Consider the following 24,939-nt stretch of genomic DNA (forward strand, 5'->3'; position numbering starts at 1 on the left):
GGCGGGCCGCCTCGAACGCCAGCGTCATGTCGGCCGAGCGGGCGTAGACGCCGCGGTGGACGGTGGCGTAGTCCGCGCCCATCGCGCGCACGGTGGCGTCGATCACGGCCAGCGGCTTCTGCGCCGTGGCCGCGGTGTCGAGGTAGTGCCAGTCTCCGGCGAGCCCGGGGAACTGGTCCTTCACGACGAGTTCTGCGGTTTGCAGGGTCACAGGATAGCCTCCAGTCGCGCGATCGCCGCTTCGCTCAGCGCCTCTTCGCCGGCCGCGCCGGTGAAGGCTTCGGCGATGAAGGCCTGAAGCATCAGGCGCTTGGCCTGCGGCGGCGTGAGTCCGCGGCTCATCAGGTAGAACAGTCCGTTGGCGTCGAGTTCGCCCACCGCGCAGCCGTGCGCGGCCTTGACGTCGTCGGCGTAGATTTCCAGCTCGGGACGCGCATTTGCGGTCGCCGTGCGATCGAGCAGCATGGCGCGAACCGACTGTTCGGCGTCGGTGCCTTCCGCGCCGCGCTCCACCGCGATGCGGCCGAGGTAAGTGCCGGTCGAATGGCCCGCCAGCACCGTGCGAATGATCTGCGCAGAGGTGGCGTTGAGCGCGGTGTGGGTGACTTCGGTGACGATCTCCAGCGTCTCCGAACCTGTCGCCAGCTGCGCCGCGCCGAGCGTGAAGTCGGCGCCTTCGCCAAGCCGCACGTCCACGGCAATGCGACCGAAGGCAGGGCCGGCGGTCAGCACGCGCAGGTCGAACTTCGCGCCCTTGCCGAGCGTGATCGTCAACTGGCGCGCGACTGCGTCGGCGCCGGTCTCGACGATCTGGTGCGAGGCTTCCTCGCCATCAGCGACATCGATCTCCTCGGGCAGGATCGGCCAGAGACCGCGCAGGGCCTCGATATCCGAGTACCGGAAATCCTCGTGCTTACGGCTGGGCAGGGTCAGTTCGACGTTCATGCCGTCTCCTGCACCACCGCTTCGTAGCCCTCTTCCTCAAGCCGCAGGGCGAGGTCGGCGCCGCCGGTCTTGACGATGCGGCCACCCGCGAGGACGTGGACGAAGTCGGGCTTCACGTAGTCGAGCAGACGCTGGTAGTGGGTGATGAGCAGCACCGCCTTGTCTACGCTACGCATGATCGCGTTGATGCCCTCGCCGCAGATGCGCAGCGCGTCGATGTCGAGGCCGGAGTCGGTCTCGTCGAGGATCGCCAGCTTGGGGTTCAGGATCCCCATCTGCACCATCTCGGCGCGCTTCTTCTCGCCGCCGGAGAAACCGACGTTCACCGGGCGCTTGAGCATGTCCATGTCCATGCGCAGCAGGCCCGCCTTCTCGCGCGCGAGTTTCAGGAACTCGCCGCCCGACAGCGGCTCCTCGCCCCGGCCCTTGCGCTGGGCGTTGGCTGCCTCGCGCAGGAACTGGACGAAGGAGACGCCGGGAATCTCGACCGGGTATTGGAAGCCCAGGAACAGGCCGGCAGCGGCGCGCTCGTAGGGTTCGAGTTCGAGCAGGTCCTGGCCGTCGAAATCGACCGAACCGCCGGTAACCTCATAGCCGGGCCTGCCGCCGAGCGTGTAGCCCAGCGTCGACTTGCCCGCGCCGTTGGGACCCATGATCGCATGGATTTCGCCCGGATTGATGGTGAGCGAGAGACCCTTGAGGATCGGCTTGTCGGCGACGGTCGCCTGGAGGTTGGTGATCGTGAGCATGGTCATCTCAGCCTTCGTCGCTCATGTAATTGCCGGGGGCGGGCGCGGCGGACTTCCTGCGCGCGCTGCGCTTGTCGAACGGCACCGCCAGTTCGACGTTGATCTCGCGGATCACCGCGTCGACGTTGGCGACCACTTCGTCTTCGGAGAAGCGCAGCACGCGGATGCCGACTTCGGTTAGCTTACGGTCCTGCAGTTCCGTAACGTCCGGGTTGGAGTCCTCGGCGCTGAGCTGGATCACGATCCAGCGCGAGGGGCAGGCGAAGTCGACGATCGCCGAGCCGACGATCGACTGGCGGATGAACTTCACGCCGCCCAGCCGGGAGCCGCCCAGTTGCGCCCATAGCGCCTTCTGCGCCTCGGTCGGGTTGCGGCGCTGTTCCTTGGCGCGCTCCTTGAGCGTTTCGAGGCGCGCGCCAGTCACCGCGAAGGTGGCCTTCACGTCGGCCTTGGGGCCGCTCTCGGCGCGGCTGATGCCCAGGGTTTTACGGGCGGCGGTCATGGATTACGTCCTTCGTCATCTATAAGTTTGGTCGGGGCAGGCGGTCAGCCCACGCTCCCTTCCAGCGAAATTCCGAGCAGTTTCTGGGCCTCGACGGCGAACTCCATGGGAAGCTGCTGCAGCACTTCCTTGGCGAAGCCGTTGACGATCAGCGCCACCGCGCTCTCGGTGTCGAGGCCGCGCTGCTGCGCGTAGAACAGCTGGTCGTCGCTGATCTTGCTGGTGGTCGCCTCATGCTCGATCTGCGCGGTGGGGTTGCGCACCTCGATGTAGGGGACCGTATGCGCGCCGCACTCCTTGCCGAGCAGCAGCGAATCGCACTGGGTGAAGTTGCGCACGCCGTCCGCGTTGGCGGCGACACGTACGAGGCCGCGGTAGGTGTTGTTCGACTTGCCGGCTGAAATGCCCTTGGAGATGATCGTCGAGCGGCTGCCCTTGCCGTTGTGGATCATCTTGGTGCCGGTATCGGCCTGCTGGTAGTTGTTGGTGACGGCGACCGAGTAGAACTCGCCGACCGAATCCTCGCCATTGAGGACACAAGAGGGGTATTTCCAGGTGATCGCGGAACCGGTTTCCACCTGAGTCCAGCTGATCTTGCTGCGCGCGCCTTGGCACAGGCCGCGCTTGGTCACGAAGTTGTAGATGCCGCCCTTGCCCTCGGCGTTGCCGGGATACCAGTTCTGCACGGTCGAGTACTTGATCTCGGCATCTTCCATCGCGACCAGCTCGACCACGGCGGCGTGGAGCTGGTTCTCGTCGCGCATGGGGGCGGTGCAGCCCTCAAGATATGAGACGTAGCTACCCTTCTCGGCGATGATGAGCGTGCGCTCGAACTGGCCTGTGTTCTCCGCATTTATGCGGAAATAGGTGCTCAATTCCATCGGGCAGCGCACGCCCTCGGGAATGTAGACGAAGGTGCCGTCCGAGAAGACCGCGCAGTTCAGCGCAGCAAAGTAGTTGTCCTGCACCGGCACGACGCGGCCGAGCCACTTCTTCACCAGCTCGGGAAATTCGCGAATCGCCTCGGAGATCGAGCGGAAGATGACGCCGGCCTGCTCCAGTTCCTTGCGGAAGGTGGTGGCGACCGAAACCGAATCGAACACGGCATCGACCGCGATCTTGCGCGCGCCCTCGACGCCGGCGAGCACCTTCTGCTCCTCCAGCGGAATACCCAGCTTTTCGTAGACGCGCAGGATCTCGGGATCGACCTCGTCGAGGCTGCCGAGCAGATCCTTCTTCTTGGGAGCGGCCCAGTAGTAGCATTCCTGGTAGTCGATCGGCGGCACGTTGAGCTTGGCCCAGTCCGGCGGGGTCATCTCCAGCCAGCGGGCATAAGCCTTAAGGCGCCAGTCGAGCATCCACTGCGGCTCATCCTTCTTGCCGGAGATGAAACGGATGGTCTCTTCCGAGAGGCCCTTCGGGCCGTATTCCTGCTCGATGTCGGAGGACCAGCCATGCTCGTAGTCTGCCACGCGGGCGGCAGCGTCATGGGCGGCCTGGTCGCGAAGGGGGGCATCGCGTTCGGCCATGCGTGTCGTTTCCTCGGTCATCTCAAACTTCCTCGACGAGCTGGGTCAGCACCACCTGGGCGAGTGCGCCGCGCACGGCAGCGTTCACCTGCGGCCAATGGCCCTTCACGTTGCAGCCTTCCTCCAGCGTGCAGTCGCTTTTCACGCGATCGAGGCAGGAGGTGAGGGCGATGGGCCCTTCTACCGCCTCGACGATGTCGGCAAGCGAAATCGTTGCCGGTGGGCGGGCCAGCTTGAGCCCGCCGCCCACGCCTCGTGACGAGCGCATGAGCCCGGCGGCGGTGAGCTTGCTCACCAGCTTCTGCACGGTCGGGACCGGCAGGCCCGTTTCTTCCGCCAGCTGCGCCGCCGACACCCGCGCACGGCTCCGAATCGGCGGGCCGCCCGCCTGCTCGATGAGCGCGCAGGTCCCGCAGTGCCGCGCTGCGGCGGACATTATGATCACGGCATAGTCGGCCATGCTGGACAGGCGCATCGTCGTGTTTCCAGACCCGAAGCTAAATCGGAGCGATTTATTCCGATTTCACCTAGTGCAGGAGGCGCGCGGTTTCAATGGGCGTTTGGTGCGTTCCGTGCCGACACGAATGCATGCGGCGCCAGCCCATAGCCTGTCTCAAAAGAGTCGCAAACCGCAGATTTCCGCTTGCGTCAACGGACCGCCGCGTAGTCTCCAATGAAAAAAGGCGGCTGTCGGTCGAAACCGGCAGCCGCCATCAAGGTAATAAAGAACTCGAGCGCATCCCGCTACGAGCCCTTCGGGTCGCAGGTCTCATGTATGCCCCGACCCGGGCGATTTATTGTATAAACGCGACATGCCGCCCTCCGTGGAAAGGCCTAACGGGGTTTTTCATCTCGCACGCGCAGCGATAAGAAGCGTTTGAGCAACACCCTGTGTGCCGTTATGCGCCGGGACGTGTTGTACTCCCTGATTAGACCCGCCCTTTTCCGACTCGAAGCCGAGCAGGCCCATGGCCTCGCGCTGCGTGCGATGAAGCTCGCCGCACCCAAACGGGCGCCGACCTGCCCGGCCGCTTTGGCGACGCAGGTGGCAGGCCTCGCTTTTCCCAATCCGGTTGGCATGGCCGCCGGGTTCGACAAGGACGGCGAAGTGCCCGACGCCTTGCTGGGCATGGGTTTCGGCTTCGCGGAAGTCGGCTCGATCACGCCGCTCCCGCAGTCGGGAAACGCCCGGCCTCGCCTGTTCCGGCTGGTAGAGGACCGCGCCGTCATTAATCGCATGGGTTTCAACAACGGCGGCGCGCAGGCGGCGGTAGACCGTCTGGAGGCGCGGCTCGGAAAGCCCGGCGTGCTCGGCATCAACATCGGCGCGAACAAGGATTCGAACGATCGCGTGGCGGACTATGCCATCATGGCAAGGCTGATGGCGCCGCTGGCGAACTACCTCGCGGTCAACATCTCCAGCCCCAACACGCCGGGCCTGCGTGCCTTGCAGGACGAATCGGCGCTGACCGGGTTGCTCGATGCAGTGATCGAAGCACGCGACGCCGCCTGCCCCGAGGGAAAACGTCCTCCGGTTTTCCTGAAGGTCGCGCCGGACCTCGAACCGGCCGACATCGACGCAATTGCGCGCATCGCCATCGACAAGGGGCTCGGCGCGCTGATCGTCTCGAATACCACGATATCGCGTCCGACCCTTGTTTCGGTGCACGGAGGCGAGACCGGCGGGCTGTCGGGCGCGCCCCTGCGCGATCTCGCCCAGCAGCGCCTCCGCGATTTTCGCAAGGCGACCGGCGGGGCCGTGCCGCTCGTTGGGGTGGGCGGGATCGCCACGGCGCAGGACGCCTGGGCCCGTATCCGAGCGGGCGCCAGCCTTGTGCAGCTCTACAGTGCCATGGTCTACGAAGGACCGACTATTGCGCGCGTCATCTGCAAGGGCCTGAGCGAATTGATGAAGCGCGACGGCTTCGCATCGATTGCGGACGCGGTGGGAACCGAATAACCAGTTTCTCGATGTCCAGAAGCCTGACCTTGGGGTTGCTCGCCCCGTTCGCCCTGACGGTTGCCGGCTGCGCCGCCACCTCCACCCTTCCAGCCAAGATTGCCCCGGCTCCCGCAGTGTTCGACGCTGGCATGGTCAGTGCAGCCGATCCGCGCGCGGCGGAGGCCGGCGCGCAGATCCTGCGGCAGGGCGGCAGCGCTACCGATGCCGCGATCGCGACGATGCTCGCGCTTACCGTGGTCGAGCCGCAGAGTTCGGGCATCGGCGGCGGCGGGTTCCTGCTGCTGGCGGATGAGGCAGGCAATGTCGAATCGTGGGACGGCCGCGAAACCGCGCCCCAGGCCGCTACGCCTTCGCGCTTCGTCGACGCCTCTGGCCAGCCGCTGCCGTTCCGCACAGCCGTCGTCGGTGGCCGCAGTGTCGGCGTGCCCGGCGCCATCGCGCTCGCCGCCAAGGCCCACGCCGCGCACGGCACATTGTCTTGGGCCGCGCTGTTCCAGCCCGCGATCAAGCTCGCTCGCGATGGTTTCGTGCTGTCCAGGCGAGGCCACGATTCGCTCGCTCGCTCGGCGGAAACCGGCGCGCACGATCCCGAGGCCCGCGCGATCTACTACGGCGCGGACGGTCAGGCGCTGCCGATCGGCACCACGATCCGCAACCCCGAACTCGCGAGCACGATGGAAATGCTGGCGGCCAAGGGTCCGGACGGCTTCTACAAGGGCGAACTGGCCCGCGAGATAGCCACCAAGGTCGCCGCGGAAACGCCAGCGGACGGCAAGATGACCGAGGCGGACGTCGCCGGCTTCGACGCAAAGCAGCGCCCCGGCGTCTGCGCGAAGTACCGGGTCTACAAGATCTGCAGCATGGGACCGCCGTCCTCCGGCGCGACCACGGTACTGGCGACGCTGGTGCAGTTGGAGGGCTTCGACCTCAGCGCGCTCGGCCCTGATTCCCCCGCCGCCTGGCACCTCATCGCCGAATCGCAGCGGCTGGCCTATGCCGACCGCGAGCTGTTCCTCGGCGATCCGGACTTCGTGCCGGTGCCGGTCGATGCCCTGCTCGACCCCGCCTATCTGCGCCGCCGGGGCGCGTTGATCTTGGCGGATCGCACCATGACCAAGGTCGTCGCCGGCCTGCCTGCACCCCAGTTGGCGCGCGGCGAGGGCCCCGAGGAGCACGGCACCTCGCACTTCGTCGTGATCGACAGACAGGGCAATGCCGCCTCGTGGACCAATACCATCGAGAGCGCGTTCGGATCGGGCATCATGGTCGGGGGCTTCTACCTTAACAACGAGCTTACCGACTTCAGCTTCGTGCCCGAGAAGGACGGCGCCATCGTCGCCAACCGCGTGCAGGGCGGGAAGCGGCCGCGCAGTTCGATGGCGCCGACGCTGGTCTACGGCCCTGACGGCAAGCTGCTGTTCGTGGTGGGTGCAGCGGGCGGCGCGACCATCCCGGTTCAGGTCACGCGCGCCCTGATCGGCGTGCTCGACTGGAAGTTGCCGGTCGACAAGGCGCTGGCGCTGCCGGTCCTGTACTCGCCCGCCGACACCGTCAACGTCGAGAAAGGATCGAAGCTGGAGGCCATGATCCCCGCACTCACCGCGCTCGGCCACGCCGTGAAAGTCGCCGAAATGCCGCTCAAGACCAACGCTGTCATGGTCGTAGATGGCCACCTTGTCGGCGACGGCGACCCCCGATCTGAGGGTGTCGCAGTGGCGCAATAGGGGTTATCCGCAAACCCGTTGTCGCAACCCGAAAGCGGCCCTAGACGTTGGTCCAAACAGAACGCTGAGAGGATTACGGGACGCCATGGAAATTGCCGACTTCGACAGGAGCGCGAACGTCGTCTCGCTGTTCCTGGCCCGCGCCGATGCGCTGGGCGAAGCGCCGATGCTCCGGGCCAAGCAGGGCGGGCAGTGGACCGCGATCAGCTGGGCCGAGGCCGCGCGGCGCGTGAGCCTGCTCGCCGCCTCGCTGCGCCGTCTGGGCCTGAACCCCGGAGAGCGGGTGCTGATCGTAGCCGAGAACCGGCCCGAATGGTGCATCGCCGACCTTGCGATCATGGCGGCGGGCTGCGTGACCGTGCCGACCTATACCACCAACACCACGCGCGACCACATCCACATCCTCGAGAATTCAGGCGCCCGCGCCGCGATTGTCTCGACCGCCAAGCTGGGCAAGGCACTGCTGCCCGCCATCGTCCAGACCGACATGTGCCGGCACGTCATCGGACTCGAACCGCTCGTGCCGATGCAGGGCGGGGCCTACGAAACGCACTTGTGGGACGAACTGCTCGAAGGCGGCGACGCCGCCTCGGCGCGTCTTGAGGTCGATGCACGCATGGCCGCGGTCGGGCGCGAGGATCTGGCCTGCATCATCTACACCAGCGGCACCGGCGGCGCCCCGCGCGGGGTGCGCCAGCATCACGGCATGCTGCTGTCCAACGTGGCAGGCGCGGCCGAGGTCATCGACCAGGACTTCGGCTGGGACCAAGGCCCTGAGAAGCGCGAGATATTCCTGTCGTTCCTCCCGCTGAGCCATGCATATGAGCATACTGGCGGCCAGCTTCTGCCGATCGGGCTGGGCGGCGAGATCTACTACTCCGAGGGCCTCGACAAGCTGGCCGCGAATATCGAGGAAGTGCGCCCCACCGTCATGGTCGTGGTGCCGCGCCTGTTCGAGGTTCTGCGCACGCGCATCATGCGCCAGATCGAGAAGCAGGGCGCTGTCGCCGAACGGCTGATGGACTGGGCGGTCGCCGGGGGCCTGCGCCAGCAGTCCGGCAAGCGGCGGCTGACGGATTATCCACTGAACATGCTGATCGAGCGCACGCTGCGCCCCAAGGTCCGCGCGCGCTTCGGCGGGCGGATCAAGGCGCTGGTTTCGGGCGGGGCGCCGCTCAATCCCGAGATCGGCGTGTTCTTCGACGCGATGGGGCTGACGCTGCTGCAAGGCTACGGCCAGACCGAGGCGGGTCCCATCATCAGCTGCAACCGTCCGGCTGCCGGGGTGAAGTTCGACACCGTCGGCCCTCCGCTGCGCGGAGCCGAGGTCCGCATCGCCGAGGACGGTGAGATCCTCGTGCGCGGAGAGCTGGTGATGGCCGGCTACTGGCAGAACGAGGCCGCCAGTTCCAACGTCCTGAAGGACGGCTGGCTCCACACCGGAGACATCGGCCACTTCGACGGCAAGGGCCGCATCGCCATCACCGACCGCAAGAAGGACATGATCGTCAACGACAAGGGCGACAACGTCTCGCCCCAGAAGATCGAATCGATGCTCACGCTCCAGCCCGAGATTGCGCAGGCGATGGTCTCGGGCGATCGGCGGCCCTACATCGTCGGGCTCGTCGTCCCCGATGCCGACTGGGCCTTCGAATGGGCGCGCGACAACGGCGAGCATTTCGATTTTCGCAAGCTGCAGGACCTTCCCGCCTTCCGCACCGCGATCCGCGCCGCGATCGACCGGGTCAACGCCGACCTCTCGGTGATCGAAAAGGTCCGCCAGTTCGCCTTCGCCGACGAGCCGTTCTCGATCGAGAACGAGGAGATGACGCCCAGTCTCAAGATCCGTCGCCATAAGCTCAAGGATCGCTACGGCGCGCGGATGGACGGGCTCTACAAGGTGTAGAGGGTCCTCAGGGCACCAGCGTGGTGAACAGGTAGGTGGCGAAGATCACCAGGTGGATGGTACCCTGGACCACGGTGGTACGCCCCGTACCCAGCGTCATGGAGGCCACCAGCAGCGTCAGGGCGAGCATAACGATCCCGCGCGCCGACAGGCCGAGTTCGAGGTCCAGTCCGGTCGCCAGCGCCGTCAGCACCACGGCCGGGATGGTCAGGCCGATCGTCGCCAAGGCCGAACCTATCGCGAGGTTGAGGCTGGTCTGGACCCGGTTCGCCCGGGCTGCGCGGACGGCGGCGAAGCCTTCGGGCGCCAGCACCAGCGCGGCGATGATGATGCCGACCATCGCCTTGGGAGCGCCGACCGCGGCCACCCCCGCCTCGATCGAAGGCGACAGCGTCTTGGCGAGCAGGACCACTGCAACCAGCGCGAAGGCGAGCAGGACGGCCGAGGCCGCGGCCCGGGCACGGGGTACGGGCGCCTCGTGCGCGCGGTCGCTTTCCTCCGGGTGGAGGAAATGGTCGCGGTGGCGCATGGTCTGGGCGACCACGAAAGTGCCGTAGATGATCAGTGAGATGATCGCGACGAAGATCAGCTGTGCGCTGGAATAGAAAGCACCGCTCTGGCTGGTGGTGAAGTTCGGCAGCGCCAGTGTGACGACCGAGAGCGTCGCCAGCATCGACAGGCCGTGGGTTACACCGCTCTGCGTGTAGCTCTGTTCGTGGTGCCGGCCGCCGCCGACGAGCAGGCATACGCCGATGATGCCGTTGATGGTGATCATGATCGCTGCGATCAACGTATCGCGCGCCAGCGCCTGCGCGCCGCTGCCCTCGCTCAGCATGATCGAGACGATCAGCGAGGTCTCGATCACCGTCACCGCGAAGGCCAGGAGAAGCGTACCGAACGGCTCACCGAGATAGTGGGCGAGCACCTCGGCGTGATAGACCGCCGCCACGATCGCACCGCAGAGCACCAGCGCGACGACCACAACCAGCGCGACGCCGCTCGGCTTGCCCAGCGCCAGCGCGGCGAGCGCCAGCAGGGGCACTGCGATCGACCACGGCGCGAGGCCGAAAGTCGGGAAGCGGGCAGGCTCGGCGATCTGGGGGGATGGGGTCATCACCTGACTATAGGGATGCGGCCCCGAAGGGCCATAGCGCGGCATCGGTTGTTGCGATTTTGTGCATGAAGGGCAATTGATCGTCGTATTGTGGAAACGCGTAGGCTTGTTCGGCGTTGTGTGCGCACGAATACCTCTCACGGGAATCCCCAGAGCCATGCGCGCCTTCGCCTGCCCCAACTGCCGCCGCCTCAACCACTTCGAGGTCCGGGTCTGTCCCGGTTGCAAGGCGACGCTCGGCTACGACCCGGCGGTGGACGCCTTCCGTTTCCTAGCGGACAAGGCGACGGTCTGGCGCGATGCCAAGGGCGCCACGGCTAAAGTCGTGGTCTGCGCCAACAACAACGCATACCAGATCTGCAACTGGTTGGTCGCCGCCGACGACACGACGAAGATGTGCCGAGCCTGCCGCCACAACCGCACGATCCCGGACCTTTCGGAGCCTTCGGTCCCGCCGCGCTGGGCCAAGATCGAGGCAGCCAAGCGGCGGCTGTTCCACTCCCTGATAAAGCTCGGCCTGCCGCTGGAGACCAAGGCGGAAGAGGCCGCTGGCAAAAGCGGTCAGGGCCTCGCCTTCGATTTCCTTTACGACGCGGCCGCCGAGCGCGCCGGCACGCCCAAGATCACCACCGGGCACGACGGCGGCCTCATAACCCTCAACCTGATCGAGGCCGACGACGCCGAGCGCGAGCGCATGCGCCACGCCATGGGCGAGCCGTACCGAACGCTTCTTGGGCATTTCCGGCACGAAGTCGGCCATCACTACTGGTCGCGGCTGGTCGAGACCGACCCATTCGAACTGGAGGCGTTCCGCAAGGTTTTCGGTGACGAGCGCGCGGACTACCAGCAGAGCCTCCAGGCCCACTACGCAGACGATGGCTCGAAGGTCTGGACCGACGCTTTTGTCAGCTTCTATGCCACTTCGCATCCGTGGGAAGACTTTGCGGAGACCTTTGCGCACTATCTCCACATCGTCGACGTGCTGGCGGCGGCGGGCGGGTTCGACCTCAGCCTCGCTGCGCTGCCGGGGGAGGCGGAAGGATTGGAGGTCGAACTGGATTTCAACCCCTACACAGCCGACACGCAGGCGCTGGCCGATGCGATGGCGCCGCTGTCCTTCGCGGTGAACGCGATCAACCGCTCGATGGGCCTGCCCGATCTCTACCCCTTCCACCTGTCCGACGCGATCGTGGTCAAGCTGGACTACGTCCAAAACCTGGTCGCGAAGACGCGGGAAGGGCAGAAGGCGGCGGCCGCGGTGGTGGCCTGAGGGTCAGGCGGCTTCTTTTTCGATGAAATCGGGATAGAAGCTGGGCTCGCGGTCGGACCAGGCAGGCGCGGTTGCGGCTGCTTCGCTGATCGAGTGGAGGAGCGTGCGGCGCCGCTCCGGCTCGATCTGCGGAAGCGCAGCAGCACCGCAGAAAGCGCCAGGAAGCCATGGCCGCGCCCAGGCGCCGAGCAGGCGCTCGTAGAGAAAGCGAAAAGCGGAGAAGCTGAGCAGGCGGTCTTGCGACAGGTCGTAAACGGCCATGCTAAGAAGCTTACCCATGAACGGCTCTACGTCGATCAGGCCGATGTCGTCAGGATGCATGGCGCGCAGGAACGTGAGCTCGCGATAAGCGAAGTATTGCCCGCGAATCGAGGCGCGCTCGTCATCGTCGCGTGCCCAAAGGGCGAGAGCGTCTCGTCGGCCCAGGCCGATATCGAGGCTGCGGCGGATGTAGCGCTGTTCGCATGAAGTGAAGCCGGCGAACTCGCGCAGTTCGCCGATCGTCAGACTTGTCGTACCTGCATGGTCCATGAAGCGTGGTTCCGTGCGGCAAGGGCCAATCCCTGCACGAACGGCAGTTAATCACTGGCTTCCTTTCCATACGATTTACCGCACAATCGTTTGTACACCGAGGCGGTTGGAAATGGTCGGCGGAAGAACGGGTGGTAGTCTGCTCGTCAGATGAGGCCGGCGAGCGGGCTCGACGGGTCGGCGTAGCGGCGGGTCTTCATGCGGCCGGCGAGGTAGGCGTCGCGCCCGGCCATGACCGCTAGCTTCATCGCGCGGGCCATGCGGATCGGGTCCCTGGCCTCGGCGATAGCGGTGTTCATCAGCACGCCGTCGCAGCCCAGTTCCATGGCGACCGCCGCTTCCGAGGCTGTGCCCACGCCTGCATCGACCAGAACCGGCACTTTCGCACCCTCGACGATGAGGCGGATGGTCACCTTGTTCTGGATGCCGAGCCCCGAGCCGATCGGGGCGCCCAGCGGCATCACCGCCACGGCGCCGACTTCCTCGAGCTGCTTCGCTGCGATCGGGTCGTCGACGCAGTAGACCATCGGCAGGAAGCCCTCCTTGGCAAGGATCTCGGTGGCCTTGAGCGTCTCGCGCATGTCCGGGTAGAGCGTGCGCGCCTCGCCCAGCACTTCGAGCTTAACGAGGTCCCAGCCGCCCGCCTCCCGCGCCAGGCGCAGGGTGCGGATGGCGTCGTCGGCGGTGAAGCAGCCGGCGGTGTTGGGCAGGTAGGTGATTTTCTTTGGATCGATGAAGTCGGTCAGCATCGGCGCGTTGCGGTCCGATACGTTGACCCTGCGCACCGCCACGGTGACGATCTCCGCGCCCGAAGCCTCTACCGCCGCCGCGTTCTGCTCGAAGTCCTTGTACTTGCCCGTGCCCACGATCAGGCGCGAGGTGAAGGTACGACCGGCGACGGTCCAGGTATCGGCGGGGTTGGCGGCGGTGGTGTCGGTCACGAAGCGCGTCCTTTCGGGGAGCGGTACTTGCTGGGGTTCGGGCGGGCTAAAGTACGGTCAGCCGCCGCCCACGAAGTGGACGATCTCCAGCACGTCGCCATCGGCGAGGATCACCTCGGCAAGCGTCGAGCGCGGCGCGATCTCGGCATTGCGCTCCACGGCGACCTTCTTGGGGTCGAGGCCGAGGCTCGCCACGAGGTCGGCGATGCTGGAGCCGGGCGCGATGCGGCGAGGTTCGCCGTTGACGGTAAGCAGGAGTTCGTCAGCCATGCCGCCGGGCAATAGCGCTCAGCAGGCGGCGTGCAAGTTCCGAATGTGTGCGAAGGCGACGAGGCCGACGCCCAGGATGGTGAGCACGGCCTCGGGCGTTCCATGCCCGACGAACAGCGCCGCCGCCATCAGGGCGAGACCGAATCCGCCGATGACGAGGGGTGCGATCCGGCCATGGCGAAGAACCCCGAAACCGAGCGATGCAACGCCGATTCCCAGCGCCATGGCGAGCCCGATGCGGTGGATTTCGGGCGAAAGCAGTACTTCGCCGCCAAGTCCCAGTACCCCGACCAGAACGACACCTAACACGCAATGAACCGCACATAGGCCGCTCAGAATGATCCCGACACGGTCGAGGCGGTTTCGAATCGCGATGATGGCAGTGCGCATGCGAGGGCAGATATGTAATGTTGTATCATCAATCAACCCCCAGCAGTGCGATGACACGTCCCGTCTACGTGGGTCTTGCGCAAATCTCCGCGGAAACGCAGAGGAACGCGCCATGAAAAAAGAATTCGACGCATGAGAGTGAACGACGGCCGCCCGATCATCGGGACGAGTGACGATATCGCCCCGATGGTGCGCTGGCTGCTCACCGTTGCCGTTCTGGTGGTGCTGATCGTGGTCGTCGGCGGGATCACCCGTCTGACCGAGTCGGGCCTTTCCATCACCCAGTGGAAGCCGCTGACCGGCGCGATCCCGCCTCTCACCGACGCGCAGTGGCAGGCCGAGTTCGCCGGATACAAGCGCATCCCGCAGTATCTCGAGGTCAACGGGCCGGCGGGGATGACGCTGGCGCAGTACAAGTTCATCTACTTCTGGGAGTGGGTCCACCGCCTGCTCGCTCGCGTGATCGGCCTGGTCTTCGCGGTGCCGCTGGCGTGGTTCTGGTACAAGCGGACGATCCCCGGCGGCTACAAGCACCGGCTGCTGGCGCTGCTGGCGCTGGGCGGCCTGCAGGGCGTGGTCGGCTGGTGGATGGTCTCCTCCGGCCTCAGCGCCGAGGCGCTCGACCGGGTGAGCCACTTCCGACTTGCCGCCCACCTGCTGGTGGCACTGTTCACGCTGGGCGGCCTCGTCTGGACCGCACTCGACCTTCGGGCGCTCGGCAAGGGTGAGCCCCGGGCGCGGCTGACGGGCTTCGGCGCGCTGGCGCTGGGTATGCTGGCGGTGCAGCTGTTCATGGGCGCGATGGTCGCAGGGCTGCGCTCGGGCGTGGTCGCGGGCGGCGGCTGGCTGAACTGGGACGCCTGGCCGCTGATGCAGGGCAGCTTCTTCCCGGACGGGGTCGAGTGGGCGAAGGGCGCGCTGCATGCTTTGGTGAACGACCCCTACCTCACGCACTTCGTCCACCGCTGGTGGGCCTGGGCCGTGGTCGCGGTGCTGATCGTGATGGGCCGCAGGCTCAAGGCCAAGCATTACCGGATGGTCTCGGTCGCGGTTCATGCCGCCTTCGGGACGCAGGTGCTGCTCGGCATCTTCACCGTCTGGTCGGGCGTGACGCTGTGGATCGCGGTGGCGCACCAGCTCTGCGGCGCGCTGCTGGTGGCAGCGACCGTGTGGGGCGCCCACTCGCTGGGACGCCGCACCTGAGCGGGAAAAGTCGGGGCGGTATTATTTTACCTCCCGGCAATCCCGCGGTTTGCTTGACTTTATCCCCTGTTTCGACGAATTGGCCGCCTTCCGCAGCTCGCCGGGGATTCGCTTCCGGCAGCCGCGAACGAAACACATAGGGATAGACCAGCCATGAAGGCTCTCACGAAGGTCACCCGGTCGATCAAGCCGGCCGAGGTGGAGAAGAAGTGGCATCTTATCGATGCCGAAGGTCTGGTGGTTGGCCGTCTCGCCGTCATCATCGCCGACCTGCTGCGCGGCAAGCACAAGCCGAGCTACACCCCGCACGTTGACTGCGGCGACCACGTCGTCGTCATCAACGCGGAGAAGGTTCGCTTCACCGGCAACAAGCTGAAGCAGCAGACCTACTACAAGCACACCGGCTACGCCGGCGGCATCAAGGAAATCACCGCGGACAAGGTCCTCGCGGGCCGCTTCCCCGAGCGCGTGCTCGAGAAGGCTGTCGAGCGTATGGTTCCCCGTGGTCCGCTCGGCCGCGACCAGATGCGCGCCCTGCACCTCTATGCAGGTACCGAGCACCCGCACGGTGGCACCCAGCCCGAAGCGCTCGACGTCGCTTCGATGAACCGCAAGAACAAGGTGGGCGCATAATGTCCGAAAACGAAACCGTTCAGAGCCTGTCCGACCTCAAGGACATCACCGGCGACGTGACCGTGGCCGACGATGCAGGCGAAACCTTCGTCCCCAAGGTGTCGAACGCTCCGCTGCGCGAGCAGCAGATCGACGCCCAGGGCCGCGCCTACGCCACCGGCCGCCGCAAGGACGCCGTTGCCCGCGTGTGGATCAAGCCCGGCTCGGGCAAGATCACCGTCAATGGCCGTGACCAGGAAGTCTACTTCGCCCGTCCGACCCTGCGTCTGGTCATCAACCAGACCTTCCAGGTCGCTGGCCGCGAAGACCAGTACGACGTTGTCTGCACCGTCAAGGGTGGTGGTCTCTCGGGCCAGGCCGGCGCCGTGAAGCACGGTATCGCCCAGGCCCTGTCGAAGTACGAGCCTGCGCTGCGCGCCTCCGTCAAGGCCGCCGGCTTCCTTACCCGCGACCCGCGCGTCGTCGAGCGTAAGAAGTACGGCCGTGCCAAGGCACGCAAGAGCTTCCAGTTCTCGAAGCGCTAAGCTTCCAGAGCTTCGGCTTACGAAAAAGGGGTCGCGGGCAACCGCGGCCCTTTTTTTGTTTTGGAGCCTCGCCGGTGTCGCATCTCGAGCCTTGGCATCATCACGCTTGGCGCGCATTTCCACAAAAGAACAAATATGGAACATCTAGGATTTTTCCTATATGAGAGTCGTCGGCGGTAATTCTGCCGTCGATCCGATGAAGGAAAAGCCAGTGTCGTTTGCTGACGTGTGCCTCCTTCTGGGCGTCCTGTTCGCGTTCGCCACCCTCGTACTGAAGGTGGTGGAGGTGAAGGGCCGGAAGTAGGCAACGGGCGGGGGATGCGTTGCAGCGTGTCCCCCGAACGATAAACCCCCGCCGTTTGCAGCGGCGGGGGTTTGATCGGATGGCCAAGGCCAGCATCGTTTGCTGCGGCAATCTACGCTTTTTGGGCGAGGGTTTCAAGTTAAGCGTATTTTATGCATCGGAAGCGGTGATTGTTGGCGCCCTGAAATGAATAAAGCCGGTCCGTGCTTGGTCAGTTGCTGCTGGCGGCCGGGTTGTCCAGCTTGGCCATCGCGGCTTCAAGCGCCTTGTGCATGCTCAGCGTATCCGCCGCCTGGCGCGGGGGATAGGCCTTCAGGCTGGCAAGGTGCTCGGCGATGAAGGGGGTGCCGGCGGTCGGCGCCCAGAGCTTGTTGGCGAAGAACTTGCGGCCGATGTAGCCCCATTCGTGGCTTTCCGGGTCCATCTTCTCCATCGGGTACATGCGCAGGTGGAACAGGTACGGCACGGAAGGATAAGTCTTGTCGTTGAACCAGCTGCCCTCCTTCTTGACGCCGATGTGCATCTTCCAGTTGTTCACCCGGATCGCGGTCAGCTCGGTCTCGTCGTAATAGAAGTAGGCCCTGCGCGCCGAGACCTTGCTGGCGCCCTTCCACATGTCGAGCTGGTTGAAGCCGTCGAGATGGACCTTGTAGGTCAGCTCGCCCGCCAGCTTGGTGCCTTCGAGCAGCTTCCTTTATGTCTGGCAATCCGGCCGCCGCCGCGAGCGTCACGTAGACGTCCTCGTGGTTCTGGACGCCGTTGCACCAGCTTCCCGCCGGAATGTTGCCCGGCCAGCGCGCCAGCATCGGCACGCGCACGCCGCCTTCCCAGGTGGTGCCCTTCTCGCCGCGGAAGGGTGCATAGCCGCCGTCGGGCCAAAGCATCATTTCGTTGCCGTTGTCGGTCGAGTAGATGACGATGGTGTCGTCGGCGAGGTCGTTGTCGTCGAGCCACTTGAGCAGCACGCCGACCTGTTCGTCATGCTCGATCATCTTGGCGCGCACCACGTCTTCCTCGGCGCGGCCCTCGTCGACGGCCATCTGCACGTACTTCTTCTGAGGGTGCGAGTGGATGTGGATCGCGGTGGTGTTGAACCAGCAGAAGAACGGGCCTTCCTTGTTGCGTTCCAGCCAGTCGATCGTCTTGTCGACCACGTCGCCGTCGAAGGTCTCCATCCGCTTGCGGGTGAGAGGGCCCGTGTTCTCGATCTTCTGCTTGCCGCGCTTGCCGAAAACGCCGTCGTCGGTCTCGTCGAACTCGTCGGTCGCCCAGGCGTGGAGTACGCCGCGAGGCCCGTACTTCTTGAGGTATTCAGGGTTCTTCTGGCCCGGATAGTCCAGCTCCTCGGGTTCTTCCTCGGCGTTGAGGTGGTAGAGGTTGCCGAACCATTCGTCGAATCCGTGGACGGTGGGCAGGAAGTCGTTGCGGTCGCCGAGGTGGTTCTTGCCGAACTGGCCGGTCTTGTAGCCGGCGACCTTCAGCACTTCGGCAAGGGTCGGGTCTTCCTTCTGGATGCCGCGCGGAGAACCCGGGATGCCGATCGTGGTCATGCCGGTGCGGACCGGCAGCTGCGAAAGCGCTCATCCGCGCGCGGTCGGCCGTGCCGGATGCGGGAAGGGAGCGGGAGCCGGGTCCAACGGACTCGATAGTCCGCCGAACCCGGCCGGTGCCGATGGCTGTCACCTCCGGCGGCGTCGGCGACCAGCTCGCCGTCGCTGAACGGCTGCGCTGTTCGCCCGCCATCTTCAGTACATGTGCTGGCCGCCGTTGATGCTCAGCGTCGAGCCCGTGACGAACGCGGCGTTTTCCGAGCACAGGAAGGCGCAGCCACGCGCGATCTCGTAGGCGCTGCCGAGGCGGCCGACGGGGATCTTGGCGACGATCTTCTCGAGCACCGGCGCAGGCACCGCGGCGACCATGTCGGTGTCGATGTAGCCCGGCGCGATGGCGTTGACGGTGACGCCGTACTTGGCGCCTTCCTGTGCCAGCGCTTTCGTGAAGCCGTGGATGCCGCTCTTGGCCGCCGCGTAGTTCACCTGGCCGTACTGGCCGGCCTGGCCGTTGATCGAGCCGATGTTGACGATCCGCCCCCAGCCACGCTCGCGCATGCCCGCGAAAGTCGCCTTCGCGGTGTTGAAGCAGCCGCCCAGGTTGATGCGCATGACGTCGTTCCAGTCGTCGAAGCTCATGCGCTGCAGCACGCCGTCGCGGGTAATGCCGGCGTTGTTGATGACGATGTCGATCGGGCCGACCTCGCTGGCGATGCGGTCGCAGTATTCCTGCGTCGCCTCGTGATCGCCCACGTCCCACTTGTAGGCGGGGATGCCGGTTTCCTCGGTGAAGGCCTTGGCCTTTTCCTCGTTGCCTGCGTAATTCGCAACGACCGTGTGACCGCGCTCCTGCAGGGCGAGCGAGACAGCCTTACCGATACCCCGGGTTCCCCCGGTAACAATTGCAACGCGAGCCATATCAAGCCTTTCGCTATGTGAGCATCCACCAGCGACAGTGCTATGAAATCAATATGACCGCGGCAAGGCCGACTATTGACCTAAACGCGCTTGTAATGAGGAGTTTTGGTTGCGGAAACCGCAATCATGATTGCGGTTTGGGAATCGGGCGCGTCATGGTGCACCGATCAGAAGTGGAACTGGGTGCCTACGTAGACGGCCTGGCTGTCCTGCTTGCCGTCGGTCAGCGGGACGAGCCGCTCGCGCTCCTGCGAGTAACGCACGCCTGCGGTGACATCGAGGTTCTCGGTCACGCGGTAGGCGCCGCCGAGGTCGACTTCGCCCGCTTCTCCGGCGAACGTATGCGGCGCGCGCCCGGCAGGGCGCTTCTCGTCGATCGAAATGCGCGGGGAGAAGCGCGATTCGTCCTTCGCGGCGGAGCCGGGCGCAAGGCTGAACTTCTTGAGGTCCGGTAGCTCCGCCATCGGTTTGGCCGGGGCCTGCGGCACCAGGTTCTGCGCGAAGTTCTGGTAGCCGCGCGATACGCCCAGATTGAAAGCGGTCGGCGCGATACGCAGGCGCGCATCCTGCGGTGCCTGCGCCATCGGGGCGCGGCCGTGGACGATGATCGCCTGCGCCGCCTCGGGATCGACGCGCACCGCGACCGTCACCGCGCGGTCCTGCCGGTCAGGCGTGCCCGCCGGGGTAAAGGGAAACAGCTGTCCCTTGGCGAGCGAGCGCATGGCGATGGCGCGCGAGAGGTTTTCCGGAGTCGCCTCGGGATCGAGCGATTCGATATGCTCGGGACCGGCATGCGACTGGAAGTTGGTGGAAAAGGCCAGCACCGCGCTCGGCAGGGCGAGCAGGCTTACGCAGCCCGCCAGGAGCAGGCTGCCCTTCATGCCGCTTCTCGCCGCGGTGCCCCGCTCGGTACTCATGTTCAGGCCCTGTCATTTCGCGCTATTTCGCCGGGGCATACCTTGCGAAAGAATCGCTGCAGGGGCCCGGCTCCATATCGGCCGTGCCAGATTAACACGTCCTGAGTGCCTTGGGAAAGAGGGCGACACGTTCAGCCCCCGCTCAGCGTGCCGCGTCAAGGACGGGCGAGTGCCTCCGTTACGGGCCGGCAATCCCTTCGGGCGCACTTGCCGCCCGGCCAGCGGCGGTTATAGAGGCTTTTGACGATGGGTCCGGCCCGCGTCCGCTTTGTTTTGCGGACAGGCAGGGCCCGGCACGAAACTGGGAATGACAATGACAGGCAGCACCGATACCGGCCTTCTTACCCTGCGCAATGTCGCAACCGCAGGTTTCTGCGCCGTGGCGGCGCTTGCGCTGGCCGGTTGCGGCGGCGGTCGCGAGTCCAAGAAGGCCACGCTGGCACCCTCGCAGGTGACCACGATCGGCGTGAACAGCTACCTGTGGCGCGCCAGCCTCGATTCGGTGTCGTTCATGCCGCTGCTCCAGTCGGACAGCGCCGGCGGCGTCATCATCACCGACTGGTACGTGAACCCCAAGACCCCGACCGAGCGCGTGAAGGTCTCGATCATGATCCTCGACCAGAACCTGCGCGCCGACGCGCTGAAGGTGACGGCGGTGCGCGAAGTTTCGCAGGGCGGCGGCTGGGCTCCGGCTCCGGTCCAGGCCGCGACCGTGCAGAAGCTCGAGGACATCATCCTCACCCGTGCCCGCGACCTGCGCCGCGATTCGATCGGCGGTTGAGATTTGCCGGGCGGCCGATAGCGCCGCCCGGATCATTTAGGCGGGCCCGTTTGCCCGCAGGAGTTTAGACAAAGATGACCGAGCGGTTCGATCCGGCTCAGGCCGACACGCGCTGGCAGGCTGCGTGGGACGAAGCGCAGAGCTTCCGCGCCGACGACACGTCCTCCAAGCCCCGCAGCTACGTGCTTGAGATGTTCCCCTATCCCTCGGGGCGCATCCACATCGGCCACGTGCGCAACTACACGATGGGCGACGTGCTGGCGCGCTACAAGCGGATGAAGGGCTTCGAGGTCCTCCACCCGATGGGCTGGGATGCGTTCGGCATGCCCGCCGAGAACGCGGCGATGGAAAAGGGCGTCCACCCCGGCGGCTGGACGCGCGAGAACATCGCCAACATGAAGGCCCAGCTCAAGCGCCTCGGCTTCGCGCTCGACTGGAGCCGCGAGATCGCCACCTGCGAGCCGGACTACTACGGCCACGAGCAGGCGCTGTTCCTCGACCTCTACGCACACGACCTCGTCTACCGCAAGGAATCGGCGGTCAACTGGGACCCGGTCGACCAGACCGTGCTCGCCAACGAGCAGGTCATCGACGGGCGCGGGTGGCGTTCCGGCGCGCTGGTCGAGAAGCGCAAGCTCTCGCAGTGGTTCCTCAAGATCACAGACTTCGCGGACGAGCTGCTCGAGGGCCTCTCCACCCTCGACAAGTGGCCTGAAAAGGTCCGCACGATGCAGGAGAACTGGATCGGCAAGTCGCAGGGCCTGCAGTTCAAGTTCGACCTGTCGACCGGCGGCAGCGTCGAGGTCTACTCGACCCGCCCCGACACCATCTTCGGCGCCAGTTTCGTCGCCGTCGCCGCCGATCACCCGATCGCGCAGGCCGCCGCCGTGGGCCGTCCTGAGGTCCAGGACTTCATCGCGCTGTGCAAGCAGGGCGGCACCACCGCCGCCGAGCTGGAAACCGCCGAGAAGCTCGGCTTCGACACCGGGATCACCGCGAAGCACCCGTTCACCGGCGCCGACCTGCCGGTGTTCATCGCCAACTTCGTGCTGATGGACTACGGCACCGGCGCCGTCATGGCCGTCCCCGGCCACGACCAGCGCGACTTCGAATTCGCCACCAAGTACCAGCTGCCGATCCTGCGCGTCGTCGCCGCCAGCGCGGCAGATGCCGACAAGCCGTTCGACGGCGAATCCGAAGCTGGTGACGGCGTGCTCGTCAACTCGGGCATCCTCGACGGCATGAGCGTTGCCGACGCCAAGGCGCAGGTCATCGCCCGGGCCGAAAGCGAAGGCTGGGGCGAGGGCAAGACCGTGTGGCGCCTGCGCGACTGGGGCGTCTCGCGCCAGCGCTACTGGGGCACGCCGATCCCGTTCATCCACTGCGAGGTCTGCGGCGTCGTGCCGGTGCCCAAGAAGCACCTGCCCGTCGTCCTGCCCGAGGACGTCGATTTCCAGACCCCCGGCAACCCGCTGGTGCGCCACCCGACCTGGAAGCACGTCGACTGCCCGCAGTGCGGCGCCCCCGCCCGCCGCGAGACCGACACGCTCGACACCTTCGTCGACAGCTCGTGGTATTTCCTGCGCTTCGCCAGCCAGCCCGGCGACCGTCCGTTCGACCCGGCAAAAATTGCCGAGTGGCTGCCGGTCGAGCAGTACATCGGCGGCATCGAGCACGCGATCCTGCACCTGCTCTACGCCCGCTTCTGGACCCGCGCGCTGGCCCGGATCGGCAAGATCGACGTCAAGGAGCCGTTCGGCAGCCTGTTCACGCAAGGCATGGTCACGCACGAAACCTACTTCCGCATCAACGACGCCAACGGCCAGCCGGTCTACTTCACACCCGGTGAAGTCGAGCGCAGCTCAGAATCCGCCCGCCTCAAGGCGGACGGCGCGCCGGTCGAGGTCGGCCGCGTGATCAAGATGTCGAAGTCGAGGAAGAACGTGGTCGATCCCGACGAGATCGTCGCGACTTACGGCGCCGACGCGATCCGCTGGTTCATGCTGTCCGACAGCCCGCCCGAGCGCGACCTGCCGTGGTCCGAGGCCGGGATCGAGGGCTGCGGCCGCTTCGTCCAGCGCCTGTGGCGCCTGTTCGGCCAGTACGACGCCGCCGCCACCGGCGAGGACAAGGCGCTCGACCGCAAGGCCCACCAGACCGTCGATGCCGCAGCGCGCGACATCGAATCGCTCGGCTTCAACAAGACCGTCGCGCGCATCTACGAACTGACCGGCGCGATCGAGAAGGCCGCGCCCTCCGCCAGCCGCTCGGCCGCGATCCGCACGCTGCTGCTGCTGGTCGCGCCGATGATGCCGCACCTCGCCGAGGAGGCCTGGACCACCATCGGAGAGGGTCTTGTCGCTGACGCCGCCTGGCCTGACGTCGACCCCGCGCTGCTGGTCGATGACGAAGTGACGGTCGCCGTCCAGGTCAAGGGCAAGCTGCGCGATACCCTGACCGTCGCCAAGGGCACCTCGAAGGAGGACCTCGAGGCGCTTGCCCTCGCCAGCGAGAAGGTGCAGCGTGCCCTCGATGGAGCTCAAGTGCGCAAGGTGATCGTGGTGCCCGACCGTCTGGTAAATCTCGTCGCATGAAGGCTTTAGCGGCCCTTTTCGGCGCCATGGTCGGCACCGTGGCACTCGCCGGTTGCGGCCTTTCGCCGATGTATGCGGGCGGCGGCAACGCCGCCGTCGCGCAGGGTCTGGCCGGCGTGCAGGTCTCCGCGATCGACGGCCGGGCCGGTTGGCTGGTGCGCAACGCGCTGGTCGACGAACTCGGTATGTCGGGCCAGAAGGGCGTGGCTCCGCGCTACCGTCTCGATGTCCGCCTCGACGACAAGCTGGAAAGCTTCGCGCTGCTGTCGAACGACACGGTCGGCCGTGAACGTCGTACCCTGCGCGCCCGCTACCAGCTGGTCGACGCCGGCAGTGGCGAGATCGTCCTCGACGCCACGGCCGGCGCCGACGCGGGCATCGACGTCGTCTCGTCCGACTATGCGACGATCGCCGCCGAACAGACAGCGCTGGAGAACATGGCCAAGGACGTGGCGACCCGCATCGTCACCAATGTCGCGCTCCGCCTGCGCGGCGACACGCGCCAGTAAGAGGCCGTGAAGGCCAGCCAGAAGGAATTTCCCGGGCTCGCCGCCCGCGCCGCCCGCGAGGCGCGCGTGTTCTTCTTCTGCGGCCCCGACGAATCGAGCGCCTTCGACGCCGCCGCCCACATCGTCTCGCTCCTGCCCGACCCGGGCGAGCGCATCGAGATGGCCGGCGCGGAGCTGCGCCGTGATCCCGTGAAGCTGGGCGACGAGGCCCGGTCCAACTCGCTGTTCGGCGGGGCGCGCCACATCTGGGTCCGCGCGGCGGGCGACGAGGCGCACGACGCGGTACAGACTTTGCTCGAAAACGACATCGAGGGCTGCCCGGTCGTGATCGTCGCCACCGGCGCCACCGACAAGTCGCGCACCGCCAAGCTGCTCGCCGCCAGGCCGGACGGGCTCGTGGCGATGTTCTACCCGCCCGACCTCGGCGCGGTGACAGCAGCCGTGCGTACCATGGCCAACACCGCAGGCGTCAAGATCGGCAGCGAGATCGCCGAGCGGATCGCGCGCGGCGCCGGGCTCGACACCCGGATCGCCCGATCGGAAGTGACCAAGCTCGCGCTTTACCTTGATGCTTCGCCTGAGACGCCGCGGGCCGTTTCGATGGCGGACCTGGACGCCGTGGGCGCCTCGACGGAGGACGAGGGCTTCGGCTCGCTCGTCGACGCGGTGCTGGGCGGGCGGCGCGAGGCGATCGGGCCGGAACTGCGGCGGATGCGCGAGCAGGGGATGAACCCGGTCGGTCTGCTGCTCGCCTTCGAGCGCCGCGCGGCGCAGCTGGCCGGCCTCGCCGCAAGGCTGGGGGATGTCCGGGACGTCGCCGGCTTCCTCAAGGCGGAAGCAGGCGCCAGGCGCGTGTTCTGGAAGGACCAGCCGGCGCTTACGGCCCAGTTGCAGGTGTGGCGCGGCCACAAGCTGGAGCGTCTGGTGGCGCGACTCGTCGGCTTGCACCAGGCGTTGATGATCAACAGTCAGGACGCAGAATTATTGTTGGCCAATGGCTTGTTGACAATAGCTCGGTCGGCCCGTCCCGAATCCAGACACCGGACTATTCACACGTCCTGACGAATACTCTTTTCCGGTTGCCTCGCATGTTCATACGGGCGTATACCTATTGCGCCGCAGCATGCCCGCCATGCAGCGTGCGCCGATAACATCTGTGTGAGGGAATCGTC

Annotated in this window: 25 protein-coding genes; 11 read left to right on the forward strand and 14 right to left on the reverse strand. The window is 66.1% G+C overall.

Annotation, left to right across the window (positions count from 1 at the left end; translation table 11 throughout):
• The 6 genes from PMI02_RS24055 to PMI02_RS24080 all read right to left on the reverse strand — a co-directional run.
• The coding region (locus PMI02_RS24055; protein ID WP_007687941.1) for an aminotransferase class V-fold PLP-dependent enzyme at window positions 1–211 on the reverse strand (211 nt) is incomplete at its 3' end.
• A complete protein-coding gene (locus PMI02_RS24060; protein ID WP_007687943.1) occupies window positions 208–945 on the reverse strand; it encodes a SufD family Fe-S cluster assembly protein in 738 nt (245 codons plus the stop codon). The genes PMI02_RS24060 and PMI02_RS24055, both read right to left, overlap by 4 nt.
• On the reverse strand, window positions 942–1,694 hold the full coding sequence (gene sufC, locus PMI02_RS24065) for a Fe-S cluster assembly ATPase SufC (protein WP_036505343.1): 753 nt from the start codon (window positions 1,692–1,694) through the stop codon (window positions 942–944). The genes PMI02_RS24060 and sufC overlap by 4 nt, the downstream gene beginning before the upstream one ends.
• 7 nt (window positions 1,695–1,701) lie before the next feature.
• Entirely contained in the window at window positions 1,702–2,196 is a 495-nt protein-coding gene (locus PMI02_RS24070) for an endonuclease domain-containing protein (protein ID WP_007687947.1), read from the reverse strand.
• Between the two features lie 44 nt (window positions 2,197–2,240).
• On the reverse strand, window positions 2,241–3,746 hold the full coding sequence (sufB, locus tag PMI02_RS24075; RefSeq protein WP_007687950.1) for a Fe-S cluster assembly protein SufB: 1,506 nt from the start codon (window positions 3,744–3,746) through the stop codon (window positions 2,241–2,243).
• A 1-nt stretch (window position 3,747) separates the two neighbouring features.
• Entirely contained in the window at window positions 3,748–4,200 is a 453-nt protein-coding gene (locus tag PMI02_RS24080; protein ID WP_007687951.1) for an Rrf2 family transcriptional regulator, read from the reverse strand.
• Window positions 4,201–4,626: 426 nt separating this feature from the next.
• On the opposite strand from PMI02_RS24080, the gene PMI02_RS24085 reads away from it, so the two are divergent.
• From PMI02_RS24085 to PMI02_RS24095, 3 genes are all read left to right on the forward strand, one after another.
• Window positions 4,627–5,685: a quinone-dependent dihydroorotate dehydrogenase gene (locus PMI02_RS24085; protein WP_007687952.1), complete on the forward strand. Its 1,059-nt coding sequence runs from the start codon at window positions 4,627–4,629 to the stop codon at window positions 5,683–5,685.
• A gap of 11 nt (window positions 5,686–5,696) precedes the next feature.
• The gene (gene ggt, locus PMI02_RS24090) at window positions 5,697–7,412 is read left to right on the forward strand and encodes a gamma-glutamyltransferase (RefSeq protein WP_007687953.1); all 1,716 of its coding nucleotides are present in this window, start codon (window positions 5,697–5,699) and stop codon (window positions 7,410–7,412) included.
• An 85-nt stretch (window positions 7,413–7,497) separates the two neighbouring features.
• Window positions 7,498–9,318 (forward strand): long-chain fatty acid--CoA ligase, encoded by a 1,821-nt coding sequence (locus tag PMI02_RS24095; protein WP_007687954.1) that lies wholly within the window; start codon window positions 7,498–7,500, stop codon window positions 9,316–9,318.
• Between the two features lie 7 nt (window positions 9,319–9,325).
• On the opposite strand, the gene PMI02_RS24100 is transcribed toward PMI02_RS24095, so the two are convergent.
• Complete coding sequence (locus tag PMI02_RS24100) at window positions 9,326–10,432, reverse strand: calcium:proton antiporter (RefSeq protein ID WP_052025721.1); 1,107 nt, start codon at window positions 10,430–10,432, stop codon at window positions 9,326–9,328.
• Between the two features lie 157 nt (window positions 10,433–10,589).
• Here PMI02_RS24100 and PMI02_RS24105 point away from each other — a divergent pair, with 157 nt between their 5' ends.
• A complete protein-coding gene (locus PMI02_RS24105) occupies window positions 10,590–11,702 on the forward strand; it encodes a putative zinc-binding metallopeptidase (protein ID WP_007687956.1) in 1,113 nt (370 codons plus the stop codon).
• 3 nt (window positions 11,703–11,705) lie between these two features.
• Here the strand turns inward: PMI02_RS24105 and PMI02_RS24110 are convergent, their stop codons facing one another.
• The 4 genes from PMI02_RS24110 to PMI02_RS26675 form a co-directional block, all read right to left on the reverse strand.
• Window positions 11,706–12,233: a hypothetical protein gene (locus tag PMI02_RS24110; RefSeq protein ID WP_007687957.1), complete on the reverse strand. Its 528-nt coding sequence runs from the start codon at window positions 12,231–12,233 to the stop codon at window positions 11,706–11,708.
• A 146-nt stretch (window positions 12,234–12,379) separates the two neighbouring features.
• Window positions 12,380–13,174 carry a bifunctional sulfur carrier protein/thiazole synthase protein gene (locus tag PMI02_RS24115; RefSeq protein ID WP_007687959.1) on the reverse strand — a complete coding sequence of 265 codons (795 nt, stop codon included), beginning with the start codon at window positions 13,172–13,174 and terminating at the stop codon, window positions 12,380–12,382.
• 57 nt (window positions 13,175–13,231) lie between these two features.
• Window positions 13,232–13,444 (reverse strand): sulfur carrier protein ThiS, encoded by a 213-nt coding sequence (gene thiS, locus PMI02_RS28125; RefSeq protein ID WP_007687961.1) that lies wholly within the window; start codon window positions 13,442–13,444, stop codon window positions 13,232–13,234.
• Between the two features lie 18 nt (window positions 13,445–13,462).
• Window positions 13,463–13,834: a MerC domain-containing protein gene (locus tag PMI02_RS26675; RefSeq protein ID WP_007687963.1), complete on the reverse strand. Its 372-nt coding sequence runs from the start codon at window positions 13,832–13,834 to the stop codon at window positions 13,463–13,465.
• 132 nt (window positions 13,835–13,966) lie between these two features.
• On the opposite strand from PMI02_RS26675, the gene PMI02_RS24130 reads away from it, so the two are divergent.
• The 3 genes from PMI02_RS24130 (at window position 13,967) to rpsI (ending at window position 16,194) form a co-directional block, all read left to right on the forward strand.
• Window positions 13,967–15,037, forward strand: a complete 1,071-nt coding sequence (locus PMI02_RS24130) for a COX15/CtaA family protein (RefSeq protein ID WP_007687965.1) — start codon at window positions 13,967–13,969, stop codon at window positions 15,035–15,037.
• 153 nt (window positions 15,038–15,190) lie between these two features.
• Window positions 15,191–15,670, forward strand: a complete 480-nt coding sequence (gene rplM, locus PMI02_RS24135; protein ID WP_007687966.1) for a 50S ribosomal protein L13 — start codon at window positions 15,191–15,193, stop codon at window positions 15,668–15,670.
• A complete protein-coding gene (rpsI, locus tag PMI02_RS24140) occupies window positions 15,670–16,194 on the forward strand; it encodes a 30S ribosomal protein S9 (RefSeq protein ID WP_007687969.1) in 525 nt (174 codons plus the stop codon). The genes rplM and rpsI overlap by 1 nt, the downstream gene beginning before the upstream one ends.
• A gap of 561 nt (window positions 16,195–16,755) precedes the next feature.
• Here rpsI and PMI02_RS26680 read toward each other — a convergent pair.
• The 3 genes from PMI02_RS26680 to PMI02_RS24155 all read right to left on the reverse strand — a co-directional run bounded on the left by PMI02_RS26680 (window position 16,756) and on the right by PMI02_RS24155 (window position 19,883).
• Window positions 16,756–18,048 carry a sulfatase-like hydrolase/transferase gene (locus PMI02_RS26680; protein WP_007687973.1) on the reverse strand — a complete coding sequence of 431 codons (1,293 nt, stop codon included), beginning with the start codon at window positions 18,046–18,048 and terminating at the stop codon, window positions 16,756–16,758.
• A gap of 195 nt (window positions 18,049–18,243) precedes the next feature.
• The gene (gene phbB, locus PMI02_RS24150; RefSeq protein ID WP_007687975.1) at window positions 18,244–18,966 is read right to left on the reverse strand and encodes an acetoacetyl-CoA reductase; all 723 of its coding nucleotides are present in this window, start codon (window positions 18,964–18,966) and stop codon (window positions 18,244–18,246) included.
• A 167-nt stretch (window positions 18,967–19,133) separates the two neighbouring features.
• The gene (locus PMI02_RS24155) at window positions 19,134–19,883 is read right to left on the reverse strand and encodes a hypothetical protein (protein WP_007687977.1); all 750 of its coding nucleotides are present in this window, start codon (window positions 19,881–19,883) and stop codon (window positions 19,134–19,136) included.
• Window positions 19,884–20,196: 313 nt separating this feature from the next.
• On the opposite strand from PMI02_RS24155, the gene PMI02_RS24160 reads away from it, so the two are divergent.
• From PMI02_RS24160 to holA, 4 genes are all read left to right on the forward strand, one after another.
• On the forward strand, window positions 20,197–20,664 hold the full coding sequence (locus tag PMI02_RS24160) for a DUF3576 domain-containing protein (RefSeq protein WP_007687979.1): 468 nt from the start codon (window positions 20,197–20,199) through the stop codon (window positions 20,662–20,664).
• A 74-nt stretch (window positions 20,665–20,738) separates the two neighbouring features.
• Window positions 20,739–23,258 (forward strand): leucine--tRNA ligase, encoded by a 2,520-nt coding sequence (leuS, locus tag PMI02_RS24165; RefSeq protein WP_007687981.1) that lies wholly within the window; start codon window positions 20,739–20,741, stop codon window positions 23,256–23,258.
• A complete protein-coding gene (lptE, locus tag PMI02_RS24170) occupies window positions 23,255–23,767 on the forward strand; it encodes an LPS assembly lipoprotein LptE (protein WP_007687983.1) in 513 nt (170 codons plus the stop codon). The genes leuS and lptE overlap by 4 nt, the downstream gene beginning before the upstream one ends.
• Window positions 23,768–23,773: 6 nt before the next feature.
• Window positions 23,774–24,829 (forward strand): DNA polymerase III subunit delta, encoded by a 1,056-nt coding sequence (holA, locus tag PMI02_RS24175; RefSeq protein ID WP_007687985.1) that lies wholly within the window; start codon window positions 23,774–23,776, stop codon window positions 24,827–24,829.
• Window positions 24,830–24,939 lie beyond the last annotated feature (110 nt).

Origin of the sequence: Novosphingobium sp. AP12 (genome assembly GCF_000281975.1) — a bacterium.
In the GTDB taxonomy this organism is placed as follows: domain Bacteria; phylum Pseudomonadota; class Alphaproteobacteria; order Sphingomonadales; family Sphingomonadaceae; genus Novosphingobium.